The 26582-nt window shown below is 37.7% G+C and carries 25 protein-coding genes; 9 read left to right on the top strand and 16 right to left on the bottom strand.

The window, feature by feature from the left end; genetic code table 11:
• Positions 1-429 precede the first annotated feature (429 nt).
• From HJC33_RS13150 to HJC33_RS13130, 5 genes are all read left to right on the top strand, one after another.
• Positions 430-948 (top strand): hypothetical protein, encoded by a 519-nt coding sequence (locus HJC33_RS13150; RefSeq protein WP_171659282.1) that lies wholly within the window; start codon positions 430-432, stop codon positions 946-948.
• Positions 945-1715, top strand: a complete 771-nt coding sequence (locus tag HJC33_RS13145) for a hypothetical protein (protein WP_171659281.1) — start codon at positions 945-947, stop codon at positions 1713-1715. The genes HJC33_RS13150 and HJC33_RS13145 overlap by 4 nt, the downstream gene beginning before the upstream one ends.
• 221 nt (positions 1716-1936) lie before the next feature.
• Positions 1937-4531: a sensor histidine kinase gene (locus HJC33_RS13140; protein ID WP_171659280.1), complete on the top strand. Its 2595-nt coding sequence runs from the start codon at positions 1937-1939 to the stop codon at positions 4529-4531.
• On the top strand, positions 4509-4916 hold the full coding sequence (locus HJC33_RS13135; RefSeq protein ID WP_171659279.1) for a hypothetical protein: 408 nt from the start codon (positions 4509-4511) through the stop codon (positions 4914-4916). The genes HJC33_RS13140 and HJC33_RS13135 overlap by 23 nt, the downstream gene beginning before the upstream one ends.
• Before the next feature lie 10 nt (positions 4917-4926).
• The gene (locus HJC33_RS13130; protein ID WP_171659278.1) at positions 4927-5625 is read left to right on the top strand and encodes a hypothetical protein; all 699 of its coding nucleotides are present in this window, start codon (positions 4927-4929) and stop codon (positions 5623-5625) included.
• 858 nt (positions 5626-6483) lie between these two features.
• Here the strand turns inward: HJC33_RS13130 and HJC33_RS13125 are convergent.
• The 3 genes from HJC33_RS13125 to HJC33_RS13115 form a co-directional block, all read right to left on the bottom strand.
• Positions 6484-7275 (bottom strand): universal stress protein, encoded by a 792-nt coding sequence (locus HJC33_RS13125; protein ID WP_171659277.1) that lies wholly within the window; start codon positions 7273-7275, stop codon positions 6484-6486.
• A 134-nt stretch (positions 7276-7409) separates the two neighbouring features.
• Positions 7410-8780 carry an aldehyde dehydrogenase gene (locus tag HJC33_RS13120; RefSeq protein ID WP_171659276.1) on the bottom strand — a complete coding sequence of 457 codons (1371 nt, stop codon included), beginning with the start codon at positions 8778-8780 and terminating at the stop codon, positions 7410-7412.
• A gap of 136 nt (positions 8781-8916) precedes the next feature.
• Positions 8917-9708: a hypothetical protein gene (locus HJC33_RS13115; protein WP_171659275.1), complete on the bottom strand. Its 792-nt coding sequence runs from the start codon at positions 9706-9708 to the stop codon at positions 8917-8919.
• A gap of 151 nt (positions 9709-9859) precedes the next feature.
• On the opposite strand from HJC33_RS13115, the gene HJC33_RS13110 reads away from it, so the two are divergent.
• A complete protein-coding gene (locus tag HJC33_RS13110; protein ID WP_171659274.1) occupies positions 9860-10339 on the top strand; it encodes a hypothetical protein in 480 nt (159 codons plus the stop codon).
• 10 nt (positions 10340-10349) lie between these two features.
• Here HJC33_RS13110 and HJC33_RS13105 read toward each other — a convergent pair whose 3' ends face one another.
• From HJC33_RS13105 to HJC33_RS13095, 3 genes are all read right to left on the bottom strand, one after another.
• Positions 10350-11000: a class I SAM-dependent methyltransferase gene (locus tag HJC33_RS13105; protein WP_171659273.1), complete on the bottom strand. Its 651-nt coding sequence runs from the start codon at positions 10998-11000 to the stop codon at positions 10350-10352.
• 8 nt (positions 11001-11008) lie between these two features.
• The gene (locus tag HJC33_RS13100) at positions 11009-14260 is read right to left on the bottom strand and encodes a WD40/YVTN/BNR-like repeat-containing protein (RefSeq protein ID WP_171659272.1); all 3252 of its coding nucleotides are present in this window, start codon (positions 14258-14260) and stop codon (positions 11009-11011) included.
• Positions 14261-14363: 103 nt separating this feature from the next.
• Complete coding sequence (locus HJC33_RS13095; RefSeq protein ID WP_246245552.1) at positions 14364-14780, bottom strand: DUF3052 domain-containing protein; 417 nt, start codon at positions 14778-14780, stop codon at positions 14364-14366.
• Positions 14781-14912: 132 nt separating this feature from the next.
• On the opposite strand from HJC33_RS13095, the gene HJC33_RS13090 reads away from it, so the two are divergent.
• Positions 14913-15341, top strand: coding sequence for an SRPBCC family protein (locus tag HJC33_RS13090; protein WP_171659270.1), 429 nt, complete (start codon positions 14913-14915; stop codon positions 15339-15341).
• Positions 15331-15651, top strand: coding sequence for an ArsR/SmtB family transcription factor (locus tag HJC33_RS13085; protein WP_171659269.1), 321 nt, complete (start codon positions 15331-15333; stop codon positions 15649-15651). Before HJC33_RS13090 ends, HJC33_RS13085 begins: the two co-directional genes overlap by 11 nt.
• 2 nt (positions 15652-15653) lie before the next feature.
• Here the strand turns inward: HJC33_RS13085 and HJC33_RS13080 are convergent, their stop codons facing one another.
• A complete protein-coding gene (locus tag HJC33_RS13080; protein ID WP_171659268.1) occupies positions 15654-16739 on the bottom strand; it encodes a DUF2652 domain-containing protein in 1086 nt (361 codons plus the stop codon).
• 212 nt (positions 16740-16951) lie between these two features.
• Here HJC33_RS13080 and HJC33_RS13075 point away from each other — a divergent pair, with 212 nt between their 5' ends.
• Complete coding sequence (locus tag HJC33_RS13075) at positions 16952-17575, top strand: GntR family transcriptional regulator (protein WP_171659267.1); 624 nt, start codon at positions 16952-16954, stop codon at positions 17573-17575.
• 232 nt (positions 17576-17807) lie between these two features.
• Here HJC33_RS13075 and HJC33_RS13070 read toward each other — a convergent pair whose 3' ends face one another.
• The 9 genes from HJC33_RS13070 to HJC33_RS13030 are packed head-to-tail and all read right to left on the bottom strand — an operon-like array spanning position 17808 to position 26575.
• Positions 17808-18395: a nucleotidyltransferase family protein gene (locus HJC33_RS13070; RefSeq protein WP_171659266.1), complete on the bottom strand. Its 588-nt coding sequence runs from the start codon at positions 18393-18395 to the stop codon at positions 17808-17810.
• A gap of 3 nt (positions 18396-18398) precedes the next feature.
• Positions 18399-19406 carry an XdhC family protein gene (locus tag HJC33_RS13065; RefSeq protein WP_171659265.1) on the bottom strand — a complete coding sequence of 336 codons (1008 nt, stop codon included), beginning with the start codon at positions 19404-19406 and terminating at the stop codon, positions 18399-18401.
• Between the two features lies 1 nt (position 19407).
• Entirely contained in the window at positions 19408-20604 is a 1197-nt protein-coding gene (locus HJC33_RS13060; RefSeq protein WP_171659264.1) for a molybdopterin molybdotransferase MoeA, read from the bottom strand.
• Entirely contained in the window at positions 20601-21383 is a 783-nt protein-coding gene (locus HJC33_RS13055) for a sulfite exporter TauE/SafE family protein (RefSeq protein WP_171659263.1), read from the bottom strand. Before HJC33_RS13055 ends, HJC33_RS13060 begins: the two co-directional genes overlap by 4 nt.
• The gene (locus tag HJC33_RS13050) at positions 21374-22438 is read right to left on the bottom strand and encodes a HesA/MoeB/ThiF family protein (protein ID WP_171659262.1); all 1065 of its coding nucleotides are present in this window, start codon (positions 22436-22438) and stop codon (positions 21374-21376) included. The genes HJC33_RS13055 and HJC33_RS13050 overlap by 10 nt, the downstream gene beginning before the upstream one ends.
• Positions 22439-22441: 3 nt before the next feature.
• Complete coding sequence (locus tag HJC33_RS13045) at positions 22442-23038, bottom strand: NTP transferase domain-containing protein (RefSeq protein WP_171659261.1); 597 nt, start codon at positions 23036-23038, stop codon at positions 22442-22444.
• A 27-nt stretch (positions 23039-23065) separates the two neighbouring features.
• Positions 23066-24052 carry a GTP 3',8-cyclase MoaA gene (gene moaA, locus HJC33_RS13040; RefSeq protein WP_171659260.1) on the bottom strand — a complete coding sequence of 329 codons (987 nt, stop codon included), beginning with the start codon at positions 24050-24052 and terminating at the stop codon, positions 23066-23068.
• 23 nt (positions 24053-24075) lie between these two features.
• Positions 24076-24330: a MoaD/ThiS family protein gene (locus HJC33_RS13035; RefSeq protein WP_171659259.1), complete on the bottom strand. Its 255-nt coding sequence runs from the start codon at positions 24328-24330 to the stop codon at positions 24076-24078.
• 4 nt (positions 24331-24334) lie between these two features.
• The gene (locus tag HJC33_RS13030; RefSeq protein WP_171659258.1) at positions 24335-26575 is read right to left on the bottom strand and encodes a xanthine dehydrogenase family protein molybdopterin-binding subunit; all 2241 of its coding nucleotides are present in this window, start codon (positions 26573-26575) and stop codon (positions 24335-24337) included.
• Positions 26576-26582 lie beyond the last annotated feature (7 nt).

Genomic DNA, 26582 nt, shown 5'->3' with positions numbered 1-26582 from the left:
TTTTTTGGAAGGATTTTTTGTTTGAAGTCAACTAATTATTTCTTGTAGTTCGAAATTGCGGAAAAACCCCAGAATTTCTAAGGTTTTTCTACAATACGATTTAACAATCTATTTATATATTTAGATTCTCCAAAACTACATTTAACTTCCTCTTATTTTTCAAATAACTACTCTGTTACAAGAATAGGGTTTAATGTTTTATTCGTTAAAATTGAAATTTTGAAATTGAAAAATAATATCAAATACTTATTCAAATCATTATTACTAATAGGAAGATCAATAGAGAAATCCAATTCTATTAAAAACTCATTAAGACTTATAACGTTCGTATTTATCTTATCCAGTTATAATATTTTAAACTCTACAACCAATAAGAAATCTTCAAGTTTAAATCACAAAATGTTATCGTATTGTCTATCAAATAAAGGTTTGAAGAATAAAGAAAATGTGAAGTCATTAGATAATTCTATTTCAGTAATTAATGATCATGCCTTAGACATTCTATTCAAGCTAAGATATCTCAAAAAGAAAGGGAAAGAAATGGATTTTTCAGGAAATTATATCACAACAAATAGCGAGTTAGACGATTTACGCGAAACCTACGGTGAAGTAAAACGAGAAGCTGATTTAATAGAAAAGTCTTTAGGAGAAGAACCCAAGTTGTTTGAAACACTTAAAATGAGTCACAGATTATTAAAGTTTGAGTTAGAAAATTTTTCCAATTTGCTTTATATGAAAAGGTTGATGAATCAAGAATATGGAAAAAATGACCAGCAGAAGGTTTTTTATAATGAAGTAAAAAAGCTGCTAGCTAACTTTTTAGAAGATGCCATTTTAAGGTCACAGTTACTTCATGCCAAAACAAGCAATCTGTTATATGATAGAAAAATAAAAATCGAGAATACGAATATCCAATTAAATGAAATAACCATAATCGAAAATCAATGAAAACCAAAACAATTACAATCGTCTTCCTTTTATTTACAATTTGCAATTTGAGTGCTCAAACAATTGAAATAATTAAAGCAATAAGTGATAACGTATTACCAACTGCAATAAGTGGGGTCAAGGACCTATTGGGAACTTCAAAAAACAATGGCAATATAAAAACAACAAAAAAAGAAGTAGAAAGCAAAATTGAGCCTTTCAAGAATTACGCTGTGAAAATTGCTGCCTCGACTGAAAGTACAGCAAGAAATTTCAAAGCTCTTTCCCTTGTGGTTAATCCTGCATCGATGGTTATGGATAATGTTGGAGCTTTGCACGCTCTTTCAACAGATCAGTTGATTAGTGCCGTGACAGAATCAAATAATTTATTAGTCCTGAGGGAGTTTAGTTTTCAGGTGGAAGCTTCTTTTGCAGAAGTTGATAATAGTATAGAAGGATTGACAAGAAGTGTATCAGATTTGGATATAGATCAAAGTTTGAAGGATAGATTAACAGAGAAAACAGATCTTATTAGAAGCAAGTTCACGCAAATTAAAATTGAAGTACAAAACAGTGGTGTTACCAATGTTAGTGCACAAACATCACCTGAAGACCTTCAAAGATACCTAGAGTATTTTTCAAGAGCTGATAATCAAATAGAAACGTTAAAAGATAACATAATGGGATTCTTTTCAATTCAAAAATCTAGAACATCCACTTTTGTGAATGAGTCACAAAATCTAGCTGAAGAGATTGCCGATAAATGGAGTGAAATTGATTTCGATTAAGTATTTACTATCTAATAAAATATTATTAACCAAAGAAAGCAGTTATGCCAGTAGGAAAGGTATTATTCCACTTGACAATAAGTTCAAATTTGGTCAATACCCTAGTATAATTTAGAATTTTGATAAACTAAAATCCGACAAAGATGAATTACTTAGAAATTTATCATAAAGAAATATTTAATATCCTATTCTAAAAAGAATATCTGTTCATTCTTTGTTATATGAAAATCATATCCACACATAGGTTCGTTAGTCTTTTAGAAAAAGAGAAGACTTTAAATTCTATTAAAAAAGAATTTCCTAACAATCAAAACTACTTAGATTACATTTCCAGTTTAAGTATCATTGATGAGATAATTAAATATTCGGAATCCTTATTCAATTCTTCAATAAAAGATCTAAGCGTAAATGATTTTTACAATAAGTTAAACCAGCTTTCTGAGTATTTAGGAAAGATTCTTGAATATGATTTTATTGTTTTCGGATATAAAAATGCGAATTCATTAATTGACTTAGTACCATATTTTCAGGGAGAGGAACTAGTAACAGATAACCTAAGAAATTTAAAGGAAGTAGAATTCCATAAGTCATTTGTAGGTCAACTCTTAAATAAATCTAATGAACCATATATCTGGCAATCAGAAGTAGATGGTAACATCCTAGATTACTCGAATTTTTCAAAATCGAATAAAAGTTTTGACATAGATAATTATGGGCATGAAAGATTAAAAGAATACTTCAATTTTCTTCCTAATGGACCAAGTGAATTAGTAATATGTCCGATAAGCGTAAAGTCAACAGACAACCACAGTCCCTTAGGTTATCTCATTTTAGCAAACAAAAAATCGAAAATTACTCCATCCATAGAGTTTAAAATCTTAAAGACTTTAGGCTATTATCTTGTACAAGTTTTTAAAAATCAATCAACTATATTCCAACTTGACAAAGATGCAAGGTTCATAAGTGAAATATATGAGATGTTTTTTAATGAAGGTATTGTTGAAATCCTTGATTTTTGCAATACAGAATTTAGTCTTGAATATTCAAGTTTTTGGGTCCCCACCAAAGAAGAGGAAGAAATAGCTTTTGGACTAAGAGCTTGTAATTCAACAACTCTTGACAATAACAAGCTTTTGATTTGTTACGAACAGGATTTTTATTTAGGCACTGATTGCATCCTTGGAGAAATCTACAATAATAATCTTAATCCTGACTTTAACAACTTATATATAATAAGAAAACCGAATCAAGATAATACTGGATTTAAAAGTCTAGGAGAAGTTATCAAAAGTAATTTCTTGATTGTTTTCCCAATTATAAAGTATTCACATAGCAGATTAACTTTAGGTCATGAAAATGAAGATATTACTCTCGGTTATTTTTGTTTTTACATTTCTGACAAAACTGAAATAGAACAATTACCAAATGAGAGAATTCATAACTTCATGGATCAAATCTCATTTTATATAGAACATATCCTTTATGACCACACTTTTCATACCCTAGAACTAATTTCTAAAGATTTATTTAAAATTGATGATATCACAGATGTGCCTAAATACTACAATAATCTGGTAGCAACTGTGAATGACGTGATGAATTCAGAACATACATCAATTTTTTTTCCAAACGAAGATGGTGAACTTTATTTAAAATCATCAACTTCAAAAGAATTTTGGAAGGTTGACAGGGAGAATAAAGATATAATCGACACTTTAGATAAGTTGGAATACGAAAATGTATCAATTTCCCCTATTTATAATAGCATAGACAGTATAACATTTAGATGTTACACGAATAAGAATACAATCATTATACATGATATTCACGATAAGAATATTAAAGCAGATTGTTCCTTTTATGAAGCTACTAAAACGTTCCATAAGAGTGCAATTTTTTGCCCTGTTGTCGAAAATGGAAAATGTGTTGCTGTAATTCGCTGTATAAATAAAAAAGAGTTTAATGATTCTTTGTTAAAAACATACACATTTCATGATGCGGATACTATTGAATTGATAAGTTCCTTCATTGCCAGTCAACATCAGAAAATACAATCACTTGATCAACAACAATTATTCATAGAAAAATTGGCTCATGAAAACAAAACTCCTGTATCCTTAATATGGGGAGCCATTGAAAATATTGAAATCAAACTTTCCGATACTGACTTTTATAAGGATGCCTCTTTAACCAAACATTTTGAAAATATAATGTTTGCCACTTCGGTGCTTAATAATAATTATGGGAATCTTAATGCTTTCCTAAAAAACAAAGAGAGAAAACTGTCCTATCATTTCGAGTATATTGAGTTAAAAGAAAAAATTGAGGAAATCTCTAAATTATTAAAGCCTTTTCTTCAAAAGGTTGAAAATAAATCTGTGATATTTAATCTACAAATTCACGAAATGCCTAAGGTTAAAGTAGATGAAACAAGAATGTATCAAGTAATATATAATCTTATTCATAATGCAATTAGGTATTGTGAACCATCTTCAACCATAAGCATTTTCTTTAAAGCCAATAAAACAATCGACTTGAAAGGTGAAGTTATTAACTGCTTTGAGTTGAGATTTGAAAATTATGGAATAGGCATCCCGCGGGAGGATACCGATAAAATTTTCATCCCATATTATAGATCAGAAAATGCAAAAAGAGTTAATCCAAATGGAACCGGAATAGGTCTACATGTTACAAAGACAATAGTAGAGGGGCACGGCGGTGTAATTAGTGTTACTAAAAACGCTAAACCAACTATCATATCAGTTTTTTTACCTAATACCTTAATTCAAGACTATGAAAAAAATATTGTTGTTTGACGAAGAAATTCTATTATCCAATGAAATCCAAGAGGGATTTCAATTGAAAGACCCTGACATTCACTTTGATTGCGTATCAACTTATTCAAAAGCATTAGACAAGGTAATATCAGATAACTATGATATAATTTTAATCGATGTAGTAATTCCGTTTACTAAAGAGGATAGAAATCGAAATTCCAAACTATCCAATAATCAAAACACCGGGATTATTTTTAAAAATCATCTTTTAGAACTAATTGAAAATAATGAGGTTAAAAGCAAACCAAAAATATATTTTTTCACAGCTAGAACAAATCTGACCAATCAGGATAAACAAGGTATTGATAATATTATTCTCAAACCACAGCGGCCAAGTCAGATATATTCTAAGGTTATTTCTTAATCAAATTTCAATGAAGCTTAATTATTATTTTTTTCTTTTATTTTTCTCTACAATATTTTCTTTCAGCCAAGAACAGAATCAATCCTTCAACTCAAAGAGATATATTGATTCAATTTTTTCTGTAAAAGCTAATGAAATTGAAAAAAATAATTATGAAAGTCTAAATAAGATAAATAAAATTAAATCTGACTTAATAGAAAAAGAAAATAGTTTCTGGGCGGATGAAGCTTTTTGGATGATTACTATTTTAGGAGGGCTCTTGGCATTGACTCCCCTTATGTTTTGGATAGTCGAAATTTTGAAGAATAAAACTTTTAAAAGGATTAATAGGTTAGAAAGAGATATAAAGAACGCACAATCTATTGTATCTGAGTATCATGCTTTTCAGTTCTATCAAGAGTACTATTTCGAAGATGTTATAAAGCCAACTTTTGAAAAAATAACAGATATTCTTATCGAGATATCAAAAACCAAGGGTCTTGACGAACAAGTAATTTCTGAAATTACAGAGCAATTCTATGATTTTGAAAGAGTTGTAAATCTTTTGCACTATGATGAAGATAAGAAGCAACAAGCATCTAGATATATTGAAAGTAGAAAATCTGATTTTCTAAAAATAAAAATGAATTCTATTCTAAGAAAAATCAGTTCTAAAAATCATAAATTGGTTATTCTAGAACTACTTAATTCTTATGACAACAAGGTTTGAGGATTTAGTAAGAACTTACTAACATACACCTATTTGATTCCTTTTCTAAATAGCATATACATATCTCGGAACCAAGGATTTTCTTGTTTTTTGATGATGAGATAATTCTTCAGGATTGCCAGAAGAAAATGCGGGCCGGCGAGGGAGTGAATTTGTGGCTTGGCACAAAGAGCCATTGCCCTGGGTTTTGTGTGTGGGCGTTTAGCGCCCAAATAGCGAAGCTATTAAGACACAAAGGGAGCGCGGAAGCATATTTTCTTCTTGATTTTTTGTTTCTTTTTCATCAAGGAAAAAGAAAGGAAGGAATAATAGTAGGGTTCCATCCTATTTGACATAATATTAGAAGCACTCACAAAAGAAAGCTAAATCAGAGAAGGATGTGAGCAAGTGCTAAGAAATTTATGCACTAGCTAAATTTTTAGCTTTTGCGGTAAACTGACGAAAAGTTCCTGAAATTTTTCTTCTCCAAATTTTCAATTAGCCCAAAAGGTTCAATCAAAGACGAAAAGCAGAGCTTTTAATGGCGCTGGCCAAGTGGCTGAGAATTGCGTATAAAAATAAATGCTTGGGCATTTACTTTTTATGAAAGCAATGTGCTATTGGCCGAGCGGCTATTTTACATAGCGACAAATTATGGTACAAATGAAAAGATGCGGCGCAGCCGACCGCTACGGAAAGTTTCATGACCCTGTTCATAATTCCCATAAATGACGAAATGTTGAGGGATATTTTACATAATAGAATTATAGCTTACAAATGGATAAACAGCTAGGAAACCAAAACAATACATTTGTACTATAATTTACATTATGTAAAATAAAAGAATTGTAAAGGAAACACAAACTGTTTCCTCTTCCCTTATGCCATGATCAATACCGGCACTTTGGACTTTCGTAATACTTCTTTGGAAAGGCTTGTTTTAAAAGACAGGATTTTTCTTTTGCTCTTGGGCACCAACAACAATTGTGTATTGGTTCGGCTTACGTAGCTTACCAAACCGTCCAAGGCATTGGCACCTTCGCTAAACACATAAGAAATGGTTTTGTTCCAAGCACTTTGTTCATCCGTGGCATGCTGTCCTTTAATGTTAAACAGATTCACGGGCTTTTTGCTATCACGCTGTAGATCTTTTATGATCTCTATGCCGCTATTTTGTGCACCGTTGCCAAAAACTCCCAAGGTTATGTCCTTAAACGTATGAAATTTATGGTCTTGGCCCATCAATAATACATTGGTCTTGGTTTCGTTCAATACAAAATCCGTAATGCTTTCCCCTAAAAAGCCTATACGGGACCTACGCTTGCCCAGTACCAAAATATCTGGTTTTTTGGTGGATAAATAATCGCGCACCCTATTCTTTACATTGCCATATTCCACTTTATAGTTGATGGAAACCCCTTCTTCTTGTTCCATGGTCCCTATCAGGGACTTTATTTTGGCACGGGTATTCAGATTGTTTTCATAAATGTTGCCCATGGCGGACAATTGACTTTCGCGCTTTACAATTTCCGTTGCCGGTTTTACATGAAAGACCTCCACTGCCCCATTAATTGCTTTGGCAAATTGTACAGCATTGCTCAAAACAAACTCAGAGCTCTTGGATAAATCCAATAAGACAGAAATACGGTATTTGGTGTTTTCTGGTTTCATAGTTGCTCGTTTTAATGGTTTATCCTTAAAGTTAGTTTGCAAATGGTTCAAATCCAATCGTTTAACGTTTATTTATAACGATACCATGTGATTTTCAGTGTATTGTACTAAAAAATTGGGTTATGACAAAATTTTTAGAAAATATGTTTGATTTTCTTAACCAAACCTATAGCAATTTTATAAGGTGCGTAACGGATGGGCACATCCAGCCAATTAGGACGTTTTACCACTCCTTTTTTGTGTGAGAACAGGTCAAAGCTATGCTTACCGTGATATCCTCCAAATCCAGAATGCCCTACACCCCCAAACGGTAAGTTTTTATTACTGATTTGCACCACAGTATCGTTTACACTTCCTCCTCCAAAGGCATATTGGCTCATCATGCGGTTTCGGAATTTCTTATTGTTGGAAAACACATAAAAAGAAAGTGGTTTTTCGTACCGGGAAATGGCTTGGTGCACTTCCTCCTCTTCAGTATATGAAATTATGGGAAGAATGGGGCCAAAAATCTCTCCCTGCATCACGGTACTGTCCCAATCGGGTTCATCCACTAAAGTGGGTGCTATGTATTGTTGTTCATCATTATATTGTCCGCCAACGAGGATTTTCTGGCCTTCCAGCATTTGTTTCAATCCTTTATAATGTTTTGCTGTGGTAATGCGGGCAAAATCTGGGGATTGTGCCACTTCTTCCCCAAAAAATTGCGTGATGTTGTACTGTAATGCCTTGACCAATGCTTCTTTTTGGGAAGCGTGCACCAAAATATAATCAGGGGCCACACAAGTTTGTCCCGCATTGATGCATTTGCCCCAAGCAATTCGCTTCGCGGCCAGTTTTATGGAGGCTGTTTCATCCACAATGCAGGGATTTTTACCGCCCAGTTCCAAAGTAACGGGCGTTAAATGTTCCGCAGCGCTTTTGTACACAATTTTACCCACATGGGTGCTTCCGGTGAAAAAGATATATTCCCAGCGTTGTGCCAACAGCTCCGTAGATGCTTCCACTCCCCCTTCCACAACCGTGACATATTCTGGGGGAAAGACCTTCGCAATAATTTGTGCTATGATTCCAGCGGTATTTGGACTCAACTCTGATGGTTTGAGCACTACCGTGTTTCCGGCTGCCAAAGCACCCACCAATGGAGAAAGCGTTAGCATAAAGGGATAATTCCAAGGAGAAATGATCAATACCTTGCCGTAAGGTTCCGCATAAATCCAATCCGAAGAGGGAAAATGGGTCAGTGATCCCCCTACCCGCTCTGGTTCGCTCCAAAAGCGCACATTTTTGATAGCTGTAGAAAGTTCAGCCAAGACCATTTGTGTTTCGGTGGCCAAGGATTCAAACTTCGGTTTTTTAAAATCGGCATACAGCGCATCACAAATAGCATCTTCTTGGGCAATGATCTCTTGTTTCAGTTTTTTAAGGTATTGCTTCCTAAATGCTACATCTTTGGTTTGCTGGGTAGCAAAAAAATCGTGCTGGGCCTGTACTAATTTCTTAATCATAATGGGACAAAATCAATCCCATAAATATAACTAAACTCTAACTGGTCTGCTAGGATCAAAAGTTAAGGTGTGTTTAGGGTGTCAACAAAAAAAGCACCGAACATTCGGTGCTTTTCAATAGGTTATGAGAAAGATTTTACAGTGTAATCTCTTCAGTAACTCCGTTAGGATAAATCAGTGTAGCTTGGTCATCACAATCTCCATCGCCAAAATCAACGGTAATGGCCAAACCATTTTTGGTCACCACCATGCTGCCCGTGGTCAAATGCTCACAGGAAAGAGTTCCTTGCAAAGCACTTTGGGTTTCAATGGAATAGGTATTGCCATCGGCCTGTACCGTCCAAGAACCAGAGAGGCTAAAAGTGCTGTTCGCCAAATCATCACCAAAGGTGAAGCTGAAGGTTTTAGAGCCTGTTTCCGAAACCACACTTTCGTCTTCCATTTCTACTGTGATATTACTTTCCACAGTAAATGCAATGGTGTTTTGGTCTTGTTCACCACTGATGGTAAAGCTTCGGGTTCCGTTTATTTTGATGTTCCCTACATAAAAATCCTCATACGTTGCGCTATAGGAAAGACCTTCATTGCCTTCATCGTAAGTTACGGTCAAGGTTCCGTTTACATTTTCAGTTCCGTTGAGCACACAATTGTTGAAAGTGGCCACAAAACCGGTTTCAGAATATTCAGCAGTATAACATTCGTTGGATTTTGCAGATTTTCCACTTACTGAATTCTGGGCAAATAACTCGGCCAATGCGTTGTCGGCCACGCTTACCATCTCATCAGTTTCCAAAATGGTACGTACTTCGGTCTGTGACAATTCTTCGGAACCATTGAAAGAATTGGCATCCTCGCTGCAAGATTGTACCATAATAATTGATAAGGCTATGAAAGCCAGACAGCAGAATTTAAGTAGTAGTTTGTTCATCTTGTAAAAGTTTGGGGTTATGCAGTCTTAACGAATACCCTAGTTCTTTAGTGTACAGGTTTAATTTTTATCGATAAAATGTAGGTCAATTCAAAATAATCTAGCTCTAATTGTGTTATTTTACAGTAGAATACATTGAAAAATTGCGCTCATGAAAAATTTATTGAAAATTGCCCCACTAGTTCTATTGTTGTTGAACATTGCTTGTAGCAGTGATGATGGCGGTAGCGGAGATGAAGCTGCCACCATTAATTTTAATGTAACAGGTATCTGGGACTTGGTTGAAGTGAACATTAGCTCGGCCCAAGATATAAACCTGGACAATACTTCTTCCACCAATCTTTTGGATGAATTGGATTGTGTAATTGGTACTTTATTGATTGATGGAGATTTGTCATGGAGTTACGAACAGTCCAGTATTTTTGTCTCCGCCATTACTAACGGACAGTTTAATGCCCAATGTTCTGGAACCATTACAGCATCTGGCACTTGGACCGCAGATGATACTCAAGTGGTTTTCTCTGGAAGCAGTACCTTGAGCACCATGCAGATTGATGGTGAAACCTTGGTGAACAATGTTGGAGATGATTTACCCGGTATTCAAAGTTTTGTGTACAGGCGAAGGAACTAGTTGCTCTTATTTATTGGGGTTTTTGCGCTAGGATGACCCACATTTGTTTGTCGGTTTCCCGCTCCCAGTTACCATGGTTCTCTATTTGCGATAAGATTCTAAATCCGGCGTTTTCCAGTTCTTCCCTTACATATCCTGGACTTAGGGAATGTGCTGCTACTTGTTCTTGTCTGGATTTACCTCGTATTCTATCCTTTAACTTTTCCAGTATAAGTATTTTGCCCCCGGGTTTTAGTGCATCTTTGACATGCCTCAGGATTTTTTGGTAAGCTTCCATTTCGTGATAGGTGTCAATGATGAAGACAAAATCCAATTCTCTTTCTGGTAATTTGGGGTCATCATAATCTCCTAAAATGGTGATAATGTTTCTCAGATTTCTTTTGTTGGCATTGATGCGCAACTCTTCCAAACGGTCAGAACGTACATCAACGGCATACACTCTTCCATTGCCTTTTACTTTTTTTGAAAGATGTATGGAAAGATAGCCTTCGTGACAGCCAATATCTGCAACCTTGTCCCCCTCCTCCACTCCAGCTTTGTTCAGCAGGAGATTGGTTTTCATCCATTGGTCACGGTCGGTCCAATCCGCTTCGGTGTATTGGGCCTGTAGCCCAAACACCGAAACAAAGATTAGAAATACAATAAGATTGTTGTGCTTCATTGAGGGGCTTAATCTTGAATAAGACCTTGACCTTCAATCCAAGGAGCCCCAGCAGCTTTCAGTTCAGATTCTAGAGCCGGTAATGTATTTTTCACCAAAACGGTCAACTCCTTTTTAATATCCTGAAGCTGGCTTTTAGCTCTTTGCATAGCCGTTTTTTGATTGCCCGTAGGTCCATAAGTGTTGCCCAAGGCCACATAGCCTATAAAAGAGCCATCCTCTGGAGACAGGGCATTGTTTTCCCCAATCTCATTCTTAGCAGGATTTCCTTTCAGTTGTGCATTTATGGACAATAATTGAACTTTGGCATTATAGATTTTTGTTGAAAGTGCTGCACTAGGTCTTTCAGCTTCATCCAGGGCGCGCTTCATGGCATCGACCTGGGCCAAACTTCGTTCCAAAACCTTGTTGGTGGCTGTAAGGTCTTGCTGGAATTTTTGGAATCCTTGCCTAAAGGCATCAATTTCGGCAGTAGGTTTAGATGGCAAAGCTCCTTTTTCCAACGGTTGTACTATAAATGTTTGTGGTTCTGAAAGCATTTTTAGTTCTCCATCAACACGTTTGTACAATTCTACGGTGTAATTGCCGGGAGTGGCTAAATAAGGTGATCCAAAAAAGTCATCTCCACCACCGCTTGGTTTTTTCAAGGGAATTCCTGCTCTATCCGCATACGTTAAATTCCACGCAACTCTGTTGAATCCTTTTTTGTTGGTGCCACTAACAGTGTTTACAACATTACCATTGCTATCCTTAACCAAAAGTTCAATGGCAGGTTGCTCTTGATTGGTTTCATCAGCCAAAGCCCCCCAACCTGGGAAAGCAATATTGCTCTTTTGTTTGTTCAGGTCTTTTTCCTTTTTGGTTCTTACTTCCTTTAAGCTGGTTAGCTTTTCAGGTAGGAAATAAGTGAATGTGGCTCCATAAGGTGGGTTTTTGGCTGCATATTCTGAATGCCCTTGGCCATACACCCCATCTTTTTGAATGTACCAATACGCTGGTTTTACTTTAAAAAGCGTTGCATCTTTTTTGGAAGCATCAAAATCACGCAAAGCGGAAATATCATCCAATATATAAATACCTCTACCGAAAGAACCTGCTACCAAATCATCTTCTCTACGTTGGATAGTGATATCTCTAAATGAAATGGTTGGGAGTCCGCCATCCAATTTGATCCAACTACCACCACTATTTTTGGTAAAGTAGACCCCGAACTCAGAAGCCAAGAACAAAAGGCCAGGCTTTTTATGATCTTGCACAATCCTCCAAGTCAATAATCGCTTGGGTAGATTTCCATTGATCAAACTCCAAGTATTTCCTCTATCGGTACTTTTTAGAACGTAAGGTTTAAAGTCACCTTCTTTGTGGTTATCCAATAGCAAATAAACCGTATTGGCATCATAAAGGTCAGCTCTAACATCGTTTACAAAAGCTCTATTGGGAACGCCTTTGATGTTACCGAGCATGATTTTCCTCCAGCTACTCCCTCCATTTTCGGTAACTTGAAGAATACCATCGTCTGTTCCAGCATAAATCAATCCTTCTTGTACTGGTGACTCCGCCAGTGAGGTTATGGTGTTGTAGTTGGACATGGCCGCTACATCCCAAGGGTTGTCCCAGCTTTGCTGTCTCCCCAAAATTGGGAGCGAAAGGCGTTCTTCATTTCTTGTCAAGTCTGAAGAAATTGAAGTCCAATCATCACCACGATTTTCAGATTTCCATACACGATAAGAAGCAAAGTACAAGCGTTTTGGGTTATGTGGGCTTACCAAAATAGGAGCATCCCAATTGAAACGTTCGTAAGGATCTCCGGCTGCTGGTTGGGGTTGAATGTATACTGTTTCACCAGTAGTTTGATCAATTCTCCAAAGCCAACCTTGTTGAAATTCTCCATAAGTAATGTCAGGATTGCCCGGTTCTGTGGCTGATTGATGTCCATCTGCACCTAAGGTAATCCACCAATCAGAATTTAAGATTCCAACGCTACTCTTAGTGCGTGAAGGACCTCCATGGGAACCATTGTCCTGGGTACCACCATAAATATGATAGAAAGGCTCGGCATCATCCACAGCTATTTTATAGTATTGCGTTAGAGGAAGATTGGCAAAAAACCTCCAAGTTTTGGTTAAATCATAGGATTCGTACAAACCTCCGTCTGTACCAAATAAAACATAATCGGGGTCTGATTTTTTAAAGGCCATGGCATGGCTGTCCACGTGCTTTTTGTCCTCGTTCATGAACTCAAAATGCTTACCATGGTCATCTGAAATCTGGACAGTATTGCTCATCAAATACAATTTTCCATTTTGATGGGGCGAAGCATATAGTTCTTGATAATAGTGAGGTCCAGTTCCACCTGAAACTGCATCAGATTGTTTGGACCATGAGGCTCCTTGATTTTTTGAGATGAAAAGGCCTCCTTTTTTACGGTCCAATTCTATAGCTGCATAAATGGTTTCATTATCGAAAGGAGAAATGGCCAATCCTATTTTCCCCAAATTGGATGTTGGAATACCGCTGGTGAGTTTTGTCCAAGTTTCTCCACCATCAATGGATTTGTGGATTCCAGAGCCAGGACCTCCACCCATGTAGGCAGCAACTGTTCTATGTCTATCCCAAGTGGCAGCATACAGCACATCAGGATTGGTTGGGTCAATAACAATATCGGTTACCCCGGTCCATTCATTGTTGCCCAAGGTTTTTTTCCAACTTTTCCCCCCATCAGTGGATTTGTAGAGGCCTCTTTCTCCACCTTTGCTCCAAAGAGGACCTTGGACAGCAGCCCATACCACATTGGAGTTGGCAGGGTGTACAATAATCTTGGAAATGTGTTCTGAGGATTTCAAGCCTACGTTTTTCCAAGTGTTACCCTCATCATGGCTCACATAAATACCATCACCAAAGCCGACGTGTCTTCCACCCACGTTTTCCCCAGTACCTACCCAGACCGTGCTGGGATTATTGGGGTCTATTGTAACACATCCGATGGAATAACAGGTCTGTTTGTCAAAAATGGGTTTCCAAGTAGTACCAGCGTTGATTGTTTTCCAAACCCCACCAGAACCTACAGCTACGTACCAAACACTTTCATTCTTAGGGTGAATGGCAATGTCGGCAATTCTACCAGAAGTTAATGCAGGACCAATACTACGAAATTCCAATCCAGAGTAAGTAGTGGAATCTGTGTTTTGGGCGAAAAGTTGAAGAGAGCAGGAAATAAATAATAGAAGAGCAGGAAAGATTTTAGAATAGTTTTGTTTCATGTATAATGTTTTTTGGTTGAATTAGTGCTGTAAGTTAACCAAAAGCTATTGCCATGATTCTAAAAAAAATGTGAAAAAACTGTAACTTGAACTAAAAGATGTCCTACGTTCTATCCTTTAGCCGAAAAACAAACTTTAGTCCGCTCCAATCTTCATCAACAGCAGCTACTTTAGTGTCCACCAAACCTATGGATAGTAAATGTTCTCGAATAGGGTCTCGTTTAAGGTCGGTCTGGATTTTGGAGGAACCTTTGGGCCAACTCACCCAAAGCATCCCCGTTTTTTTAAGTGTATCTTTAAGTGAAATTGAAATTTTCTGAAGCTCATCAAAAGAGGTACAAAATAGATGTATAAAATCCACCTCCCCTACTGTTTTGGTTTTGATGTTTAGATGGTCTGGTATTGTATCAAACAACTCCCAATAATGGGAAGGAGCATTAACCAGTAAGATAGAAAAGCCCTCTTTTATGCCCAACTTTTTGGCTAGTGGCGTTTTTGAGTATCCTGTGGTAGTTTTCAAACTAAAAATTGATTTTATATAAATGTATGGCATATTTAGAAAAATTAAAGCAACTAAACAGTTGCATATATTAAGATGTTTTGTAAATTAGCAACCATATAGTTGCATTATTAATCAAAAACAATACATACAATGAAAGATGTAATTACTAAAGAGCACGTTTTCCCGCATCCTATCCAAAAAGTATGGGATGCCATTTCAAAAGCCGAAGAAATCTCAACATGGTTTATCAATGCTGATTTTAAAGCTGAAAAAGGTTACAAATACACTTTTAACGCAACGGATGAACCTGGTTGTACAGCGATTACCGGCGAAGTTAAAAATGCAGACCCCTATACCTTAATTTATACATGGATTGTGGAAGGCACAGATACGGAAACAGTGGTGAAATGGGATTTACAAGAAACCCCCGAAGGTACCAAGTTGTTTTTAGAACATTCAGGAATATCAAAATACCCAGGGGATTCCGCAGTATCATTTTTTACTAGTTTTGACAAGGGATGGGATGGTTGTATCAATAAGCTCACCCCCTATTTAGCACAACAAGTACATGCAGGATAAAATTACTACAGTTTTAAAGGCAATAGCAGATCCCAAAAGGCGTGAAATTTTTCACGCCTTGATCATTGCTTCATCTGCCCTTTCCATTACACAGATATCCGGTCAGTTTGATATTAGTAGACAGGGTGTAACCAAACACATTAAGACTTTGGAGGAAGCCGGTCTGGTTGAAATCACTTCTAAAGGCAGAGAACGGTTTTGCACGGCAGATGCCAATCCGTTAAAGCAAGTAACCGAATGGGTGATGTTCTACGAAAAGTTCTGGGACAAGGCCTTAGGGGATTTAGGGGCCTTCTTGGATGGAAAATAATTTTATCCAGAGGTGGTTTGCTTCGCAAATTGTAGCATATTATCCACAGTTTTTCCCAAATTCTTCTGGAATGATTTTTTGAGTATCAATAAGGCTAAAAATCTCTTCAAAGGGGATTTTATCTCTAAAAAGGTCTCTATGGTTAACTCGCAGGTGTTCTCTGAAGTTGGGTGAAAAATATAAAATTGTGCAAGCTCATCAATAAATGAGGGACTTGTGGTTAATTCTCCATATACCAAATCCCCTTCATCAACTTCTTTGGTTATAGTGATGAAATCCAAATGTTTTCCATTCACCACACAGGTGTGTTCTGAACCTATCCGGGTAACCTCATTATGGTTATATTCTAGCTTATCTACTCCCGATTGCCAATACTTACGGTAAGAATAATTGGCAATATATTCCATCAATTTTGCAGCAGAAATGGGAAAATCCTTTTTTACAACAATTTGGGGAGGATAATCAAAATGAATTCTTTTAGGCTCTGGAACCGTTTTTAGTTTGAGTTCTTTTGGGTCGATCAGCGAATAGATATAATCCATTTCTTGATCGTCATAGGAATCAGAACCCTGTCTGAATCTAAAAATTTTACTGGAATAGTATGGGGAAAGTTGAATATCCAAGGCCAACGACCGGGTAATTAAGGCATAATTATCACTATCCACAGAGTTTTTTAATAATCTATGCGCTTCAATTACTTGTTTTCCAAAGGGTTTTCTATTTCCTTGAACTTCTATATGTTGGATGTGCCCGCTGTGTACAATGATCTTTAATTGCAAATTGGGAGCAGTGGCACAAGCATTGCAAGGGCATATCCGATTCTTTTCCAACATTTTTAAGTGACTGTAAAATGCCGTGAACATGGATTCAATTTGTGCCAAAAGATTTTCTTGGGATGGAACTTCGTTTTCTTTGTAGAAGAAAAGTGCGTCACCTTCTATTTCTGCCAGCTTTAAAGATTGAATATTAGCATCTACCAACACTTCAAGCAATTCAGAGATGACATGCTGGCTATGCTCTACCTCTGTTGTTTGGATGAACTTTGTATACCCAGAAATATCTGGAATGAACAAAAGGGATTTTGACATTTTTTGATTGATAGTTAGTTGCTGTTTAGTCTTCCCGCAAAAGCGAAACTTACCGTTTCTTAGGAGAAATCAATTGGTTTGTCGTTTTATCTCTTCCCAACAAGGTGGAACAATCGAGAAGATACATAATTAATCTTATCTAAAAGATATATGCCAGATTGTATATGCTTTGAATTTTGGCTGTTACCTAAAACGATTTGTACCTTAACCTAATGAATCGTATCTCAATCTTACGAAATAAGGTCCGGGATCACTTGTTGGACCAAATGCAGCAAGGCGAATTGAGTATTGGTGAAACCGTGAATCTTGCCAAACTTTCCAGAAATATTGGAGTTAGTGTTACTCCCATACGTGAGGCTTTAAGCCAGTTGGAACATGCGCAAGTTCTCAAAGCTATTCCCAATAGGGGTTTTGTTGTTGCTGAACTCAGTCAAAAAGAAGCAAAGAATCTTTATGAAACCATTGCCCAATTGGAAATAATGGCATTGGAAAGTTCTTCTTTTACTGATGAAGATAGCGCTTTGTTAAAATCGATTTTGAGAAAGACTCAATTTCCCAACCCAGCATTGTCCCGCTTGCGTTTAAGGTTTCAATTTCATGAGTCTTTGGTAAAGAATTGCAAGAATACAGTTTTATTGCAGATACTGGATAATTTAAAGATGCGGCTTTTGTTTTACGAACATGGGTTGGTTGAAGATATGTCCTTTTATCAGCTCATGGACAATCAAAATGAAGCGATTGTTCAAGCGATTGAAGAAAATAATATTCCAACCGCGACCTTAATTCTTAAAATGAACTGGATGACTGTTTTAGAATATGTTGAGAAAAGAATATAAAGCTAACTTTTTGTAAATTAGGAAAATAAATATGTAACTAATACGTTTCCTTAAAAAACTTTATATGCAATTTTTGAATAAGGAAATTGAGACTTTGGCCAAACAGAAGAAAACAAAGTCATTGATAAAGAAACAGATTTCCTGCGGTATTTTTCAAGATTTGGAAACTTTAGACTTAGATTCCAAAAAAACGAAACTCCAAAAATAGACTGAATGTATTCTTACTTCAAGATTATTGGACCATTTTATGGTACGTATCTAAAGTGTCAATATCAATTTCCCTTCCTTTGGGGTCTACACTTTTTACAGCAGCGCTGTATTTTTTAATGATTTGTTTTGCTCCAAAATCCTTACGGAGCTCGGTCAATTCATTCAAAACAGAATTTTGGAAAATTGCAGGCACTCCCAGCTTTTCTCCATAAGAAGTGGCAACAATGGTATATTTTTCTGTTTTAAAAAAATCTACCATTTCATTCAAGTAGGCTGCATCCAATAAAGGTTGATCAGATAGCATAATCAAAAGCCCACGTATTGATTGTTTAGAGGTGAGGATATGCTCAACGCCTATAGCTATGGAACTGCCCATACCATTTTTCCAATTAGGATTGAATACGGTTTGTACTTCTGAGGGAATTTCTTGTTGAATAACATTGGCGTTTGAGCCTAAAACCACAAAAACATGAGATGTGATTTTAGTGGCTTGTTTTATGGCATGTCCAATGAGGGTAGTTTTCTTCCAAGGTAATACTTGTTTTATTTCCCCTTTCATTCTGGAAGAAGAACCAGCAGCCAAAATCAGAATTGCAAATGGATTGGACATCAATTAGGTATGTATTTTACCCATTTTATGTTTCAAAAGTTGAGGCTCTTTGTTGTTGGTGACCGCCAAAACTTCAGATAAGATGGAAACAGCAATCTCTTGTGGAGTTTCGGCTCCAATATCAATTCCAGCAGGACCATGGATGTTTTCCAAAAATTCTTCCGAAATATCAGGACATCGTTCCAACAATTCATCAAAGAGTTTTTCACGTCTTCGTAAAGGCCCCAATAAGCCCATATAAGCCGCTCTTTCTTCCTTTAAAGCGATGAGAAATTGCAAATCTTTTACAAAACTGTGGGTCATGATGATTACAGCGGTTTGTTCGTCCAATTCCAAATGGAAAAGCTCAGGGTCTGTCTGAATCAATTGATGTATTCCCGGGAAGTCAGTTTCAGTTTTTTCTTCCTTGGGATTTGCGACTACGGTTACCTCCCATCCCATGGCTGATGCAAATGTGCATAACTGAACGGCATCATGCTCTGCCCCAATAATCACCAATTGAAAACATGGATTCATTTCTTGCTTAAAAATATCCAGTTCAGTAGTATTTGTGGTTGAATTATTTGATACAGGAAAGGAGCTGTCGCCAAACTCAAAATAGGTATGGTAATTTGTATTGTCACTTTGCTCTTTGCGGTAAAACGATGCAATCGAAAATGATTCCCTACCCTGAATAGTATTCCAAAATAGAGTTAAAAATGCTTTGTTTGGAGCGAAGACTTCCAACAAAATATATAAAATGCCTTCGCAACCCAGTCGATATCTTCCATCGTAGACCATTATTCTTGAAACACCAGTAGAAAAAACGGATTGCGCTTGACGCAACACCTCTTTTTCCACACATCCACCGCTAACAGCACCAACCATGTCATCATTTTCAAAAATAAGCATACGTACACCTGGTCTGCGGTATGATGAACCATCCAAAGCTACAACTGTGGCCAAAACAGCAGCATGTTTGCCCTGCCTTTTCTCGTATTGTTGAACAATGTTCTTGAGTTCGTGTGTCATATCAAATAATGCTTCTTGTGGGAATGAATGGCACTTCCATCCCATCTTCCACTTCTTCCTCTGGTCCTAGTTGCACAAAACCATCTGCTTTGGAGAGACTTACCAAGTCGCCAGAGCCTGTTGTGGATACTTTTTTGGCGAATAGGACACCCCCTTGGAAAAAGATTTTCACCCCTACAAAAACAGTCAGATTGGTTGAGTTTGTAATGGAATCCTTTAAAAATACGGTAAAAAGCGATGTGCTGTGTGCCAAAGTTTTGTTAAGCCATGGCACAAAGTAGAGGTGGTAATTGACAAAGGTGGATACTGGATTCCCTGGAAATGAAAAAATGATGGTGCTAGAGCTTCTGTGTGTTCCATACCAAAAGGGTTTTCCAGGACGTTGCAGCACTTTGTGGAATAATTTTTCTACTCCCAGAGCTTCAAAGACCTCGGGTAAAAAATCAAATTTTCCTTTGGAAACACCGCCACTCAGCAGTAATACATCAAAATCAGATACTAAAGTCCTTACCATTTTTTGAATGGTTTCTGGATTATCTGCTAGATGAAAGATCTTTGCTGAAATACTTTGTTTATGCAATAGAGCAGCAACGGTGTGCGAATTGGATTTTCTAATTTGATAGGGTTCTGGAGTTTGATGCACATCCACCAATTCATTGCCAGTGGAAATCACAGCTATTTTAGGAAGCTTTTTTACCAAAACTTTGGGTTTACCCACAGAAGCGAGTACCCCAATTTCAGCAGCAGAGATTTTTATCCCAGGAGATAATAATTCTTCTCCCTCTGGAATATCACTTGCTTTATAATGGATATTCTGCCCTTTTTTAACCGGTTCATTAATGATAAAGCCCTTATCCGTTTTGGTCACATGTTCATACATGACCACCGTATCTGCGTTTTGAGGTACAATAGCGCCTGTCATTACCTCCAAACAATGATCAGGGTTTTCTAAAACAAGCTGTGGGTTGCCTGCTTGCGCTACACCGGTATTTTTAAATTCTGGTAATTCAGATGTAATTCCATCAAAACGAATAGCAATGCCATCTTTTGTGGATCTATCAAAAGGAGGGAAATCTCTATCTGCCAAAACAGTTTCTGCCAATATTCTTCCAGTGCTGTCATCTAGACTTACCGGTTCATTGCCATAGTTTTTGCAAGTTTCCAGCACTATTTGTAAAGCCTCATTATATGAAATCATGCGAATAGGTTTATTTCCAGTCCATTTTTAAGCAACACGCGAACCCCAACAAACAACACCAAGATAGCGGTCAATATTCTAACTCGTTTAGCGGATAATTTACTTATGCTAAGTCTTACTCCCAATTGCCCCCCAAGAAGAACAGCAAAAAGCAAGGCCAAAATTTCTGGCCAGAAAATTTCAAAAGAGTTACTGAAAAATAATCCGCCAATGCCCGAAATAGAGTTGACCAGAATAAAGAAACTGGCCAATGATGCTATGACTATAGGTTTGTCCCATTTCATATGATTCAATACTGGAGCAAGGAAAATCCCTCCTCCAATACCGACAAGTCCAGACAGCAGCCCAATACCAGCACCTATTATGTATGGAGCAAATACGGGGTATTTTTTGACATTTAAGTTAGTTTTCAATACTACTGTTTGATAAATGAGGGTCAAAGCAGAAATAATTAAGGCTACCGCTAGAATAATGAAAAAAATATATTCTTTTAATTTAAATACTGCTCCAATGAAAGCCATTGGTATACTTGTTAAAATGAATGGCAGGAATTTCTTGAATTGCAAATGCCCCTTTTGATAGTATAGCAAGCAACTGCCCGAAACTACCGTTAAGTTGCACAAAAGTGCTGTACTTCTTATGGCAAAAAAACTGGTCAAAACTAGGGTCAGAATAGCTAAATAGCTAGAGCCTCCACCAAATCCAACTGCAGCATATAATGTTGCAACTACAAAAAAAGCTAAAACCAAAAGGATAAAATCACCTGAGGTTAGTGACATACAGTCATCATTTTGTTCATTCCCCCTAAAATATGACAAAAACTTAGCTCAGGATAGTTGTTTTGTAGTTGTTTGACGGCAATCTCACTACGTTTTCCGGACTGACATATCACATAAATTAGTGTGTTCCTAGTGTGATTTAAATGCAATTCCAATTGGTCCAACGGAATGTTGGTGGCTTCTTCCAGATGATGATCTTGAAATTCCTGGGGAGTTCTCACATCAATAAGAGTGTATTTTTCAGCCTTGTCTCGTAAAGATTGAAAATCATAAACAGTGATGGTAGGAACTGTGTCACAATCCGAAGACTCATAGAATTCCTGTAGTTTAGAGATGGTTTTGAATTCATTTCGGCCTTTAAAGCCAATTTTGTTGAATTGTTGGTGCAATCCATCAAATACCAACAATTTTCCAGAGAGTGTCTCCCCTACTCCCGTCAATACTTTTACAGTCTCCAGTGCCTGCAAGGTGCCAATGATACCTGGAATAACCCCAAGAACACCATTATCATTGCAATTCGGGACTTCTTCGGGAGATGGCATGTTGGGATATAAGCAGCGGTACGTTGGACCATCGTTATGATTAAAAACACTTACATGACCTTCAAAACCATGGAGTGCTCCATAAACGAAGGGCTTGTTCAACACAACACAAGCATCATTGATCAAATACCTTGTGGGAAAATTATCAGTCGCATCTACAACAACATCATAATTTCTAATGATTTCCAAGACATTTTCCTTCACCAAAAAGCTGTCATGCAACTGAAATATTGTTTGCGAATTTTGTTGGTTCAGTTTTTCATATACTACCTCCAACTTAGTTCGTCCTAAGTCGTTTTCGGTGTACAGCACTTGACGTTGCAGGTTATGAAGTTCCACCACATCTTGGTCCATCAGACCTAAAGTACCCACCCCCATAGCGTTAAGGTATTGTAGTGCGGGAAGTCCAAGTCCTCCCAAACCAACCACTAAAACCTTACTTCTGCTTAGTTTTGCTTGGGCCTCCGGACCAAAATCCTTCAATTGGGTCTGTCTGATGTACCGGTTATCCATTTACTACGCAATTTTTGATTTTGCATATTCGTAATCACCAACGGAATTGGCATTGTAGAGGACTTCATCCTGTTCTGGAAAGATCAATGCAATATCAGAATTGATCAAAAATTTGCGGGGGCAGCTACTTTCTGTTGATTTTAAATGTACAATAGCTGATTTTAAACCTTCAGGTTCCCAAATAGTAACCAAAGGTTCTGGTAGTTTTGTTTCTTGGGTTGCAAATGATGTAGCCAGTTTTGTTGGATTTCTTTCACTTACCATCTGGGTCAGTGTTTTTTGGTCCAATAAGGGCAAATCACAAGCTAGGACCAGCCAAGCTACATCAGGAAACTCAGCATGAGCACTCAATATCCCGTTAAAGGGGCCGCGATACTCATTCCTGTCATCAATTGTTTTGTAGTGCTCTGGAATTGTTACTTTTTGTTCTTCGCGAACACTAAGGAAAACAACATCGCAAAGCCCATCTAAAAGTTGGTATAGGTATTCTTGTTGGGGAACTCCGTGATAGGTCAGCAAACCTTTATCTGAGCCCATACGGGTACTCTTCCCTCCTGCCAATACCAATCCATACAATTTTGGAATATTATTCTCTTGCATACTTCCAAATTAAGTTTTGTTGAATTATTATCCTCCAATAGAGGTCATTGAATTGCCAAAAACCGTTTGACTGTGTTCATTTTGTGCTTCAAACCCGGTCTTGGCCCTGGTGCCGATCACACCAAGGATTGTTTTTTTGATATTTTCTTCACTTTTTTCTTGCCTTACAATATCCCTGAGATTTGCTTTGGGTTTTCCATAGAGACAAGTAATCACATCCCCGGTGGCTGTTATCCGAAGTCGGTTGCAACTTCCACAAAAGGTTCTGCTGAACGAAGGAATGATTCCAAAAGTACTTTGGTGTCCATCAATTTTATAGTTGATGGATGTTGATGTCTTTGGAGATTCCAATTGCTGAAATTTAGGATATGTAGTTGCAATATGTTCCAAGATGGCCTTGTAATTCCATTTAATGGTGTTGAATTTTTTGGAGCCGCCATTAAAGGGCATTTCTTCCAAAAACCGAACAGAGACATTATAATGTTTCATCAATTCGAGAATGGGAATGATATCTTGTTCATTCTGTCCGTCCAATACGATAAAGTTGATCCGCACATTGAATCCTTCCGTAATCAACCTGATCAGGTTATTGTGAACTGTATCGAATTGTTTCCTGCGAGTAATGCGTTCAAAAGTTTCCCTATTGATGGAATCCAAGCTTACATTCACGTTTTTGATGCCCAGTTCTTTGAGTTCATCAATATGAGGGCCAATTAATGTGGCATTGGTGGTCACGGAAATGTCTTTGAGTTCATTCATTTGGCTCAACTCACGAAGCAAAACCATTAAATCCTTCCGAACAAATGGTTCACCACCTGTTATGCGAATCTTGTCGATACCCTGTGAAACTAAAATTCGACTGACCTGAATAAGTTCTGGGATAGACAGTAATTTGTCGTTGTTGACAAAGTTGATTCCTTCGGCGGGCATACAATAATTGCACCTGAGATTGCATCGGTCCGTTACCGCCAGTCGCAAATAGTTGATTTGTCTTCCGTGATTATCGATCAACATAAGAGATGTTTCACTTTAAGGTTTTACCCGCCACTTACGGGAGGAATCAGTGCAATTTCGTCATAAGCATTGATAGTTGCATCATCTTCCGCATAAGAATTGTTTACTGCAACCGCTAGAGATGTTAATTTATTGAGTTCAGGATAGGTTTTGCCCAAATAGGCTTTTAGTTCTTTAACGGTATTTGGGACTTTTTTTCCTGAAATATTAGATGTTGGAACGGACAACGTGGGGGATCCCACGATGTCCTTGGTTATTCCAAATAAGAGTATCGTCATATAATTATCCTATAATTTCCTTTTCCGGCATTTTTAATAATTCTGGGTTTTTGGTGAAAGGTTGCTTATAGAGTCTATTGCCCGTTGCGGCTTTGAAGGCATTGGCTATTGCCCCGCCTGCAGGTGGCAAGGTGGGTTCGCCCAATCCAGTTGGGGAATATTCGTTCTCTACAAAATAGGTGACTACTTCTGGTGCCTCTCTCATACGAATCAATCGATATTGATCAAAATTAGTTGCCAAAGGCTTACCATCTTTAAAATTCATTTCACCGTACATGGAATGTCCAACACCATCAAGAACGCCTCCTTCAATTTGGTTAAGGGCACCAAGAGGATTGACCACAATACCACAATCTACCACGCAAGTGATCTTCTTTACCACAGGCTCTCCATTTTCAATTTCAACATCGGCAACTTCAGCAACATGGGAATTGTGGCAGTAGTAATTGACAAAACCTTGATACACATTGCTGGGTTTGGTACCCCAACCTGATTTTTCAACAGCCATATGGATGACCTCTTTCATCCGTTCTGGGGAATATTGGATACGTTCATCTTCCTCTGGTTTTACCTTGTCCAATAAATCCAAGCGCATCTGGATTTTGTCCACCTCCATCAATTCCGCCAACTCGTCAAAGAAACTTTGTTCGGCATAGGCCAAAAAGTTGGTGTATGGTGCGCGCCAAGCTCCAGTGGTAATATTACTGTCATAGGCAACTGAATCCACTTGATAGTTTTCAATGGCACCTGCTGGGAAGAAATTGGGAATCAATCCATACATATTATCATTAATGGCAGCTTCCTTAAGGTGATAGGCCGTTACTTTTCCGTCTTTTATACCGGCTTTAATACGATATTTAATGGCCATTCGGTACACCCCGGCTTCCATATCATCTTCCCTGCTGTATACTACTTTCACAGGTTTTCTGATGGTATCGGATATTTCTGCGGCTTCCAAAACAAAGTCTCCGTAAAGTCTTCTTCCAAAACCACCTCCTATTCGAGTCATTTCCATTAGAATTTCCTCTTGTGGGCGATCTAACATTTGGGATACTAGTCCCGCTTTCCATTCCGGTGTTTGAATTGGTCCTACCAAATGAACTTTTGCATCTGTCACATTGGCATAGAAATTCATGGGCTCCATACAACTATGCGGCAAGAAAGGCGACTCGTAAGTACGTTCCAAAATCTCATCGGCTGCTGCAAATGCTGTTTTTATGTTCCCATCTGAGCGTCGAGTCTCGAATTTACCATTATCTAAAAGATCTGTCAATATCTTGTCATGATCATCTGTGCTTTCCATTTTCTCACCATCTTTCCATTCTGCTGTAATGGCTTCTTTTGCTTTCATGGCTTGCCATGTGGATTTTGCTAGAACCACAACCTTGTCGCTAGAAGAGATTTTACTGCCAAATCCTGCATCTTTTTCTAAAAGACCTCTAAGCTTCTCACCAATTTTTATGATGTCAACCACACCGGGCATGGTTTTGGCCTTGGAGTCATCATAGGAAACCAAGGTCTGACCAAAACTTGGGGGTCTCAGTACCGAGGCATAGAGCATTCCTTCTGTTTTGTAATCCATTCCGAAGAGTGGTTTTCCAGTCACTATCTTGCTAATATCAACATTGGAAGCATCTTTGCCCATGATTTTGTAATCCTTGGGCGATTTTAGCTTGAGTTGCTCAATATCAGGGACTTCCAAAAGGGCTGCTTCTTTCACTACGTCTCCATATCCCAAAGTTTCTCCGGCTGCATTGGATATGACCCCCTCACTTACGGTGCACTCGGAGGGATCAACGCCCCATTTGGCTGCAGCTGCGCTGATCAACATTTGTTTGGCCGCTGCTCCTGTCTGACGTAGGGCGTCCCACCCGAATCTGATGGATTGGCTTCCTCCAGCTACTTGTCTTGTATAGTTCTCGGTATCTAAAACACCTTGCTCAACGTATACATCTTTCCATGCTACGTCCAATTCTTCAGCAATGATCATAGGCATGGAGGTCTTAACTCCCTGGCCTACTTCCGGATTTGGAGAGAAAATGGTGACCGCACCGTTGTCCGCAATCTTGATAAAGGCATTAAAATCATTATAGTCCAAACTTGCTAAATCAATGGCAGGCTCGGCAATGACTTTAGGTTTGCACGCCTGGAAAAGGTTAAAGCCAATCACCAAACCTCCTCCTGCCAAGGAAGTATTGCGCATAAAGGCTCTTCTACTTAGATTGTTATTGTTATTTGTTGACATCTTTTTG

It is taken from the genome of Flagellimonas amphidinii (assembly GCF_013090115.1).
In the GTDB taxonomy this organism is placed as follows: Bacteria; Bacteroidota; Bacteroidia; order Flavobacteriales; family Flavobacteriaceae; genus Flagellimonas; species Flagellimonas amphidinii.
Note: the sequence above shows the minus strand (reverse complement) of the source record. Positions and strands in the feature narration are given on the sequence as shown.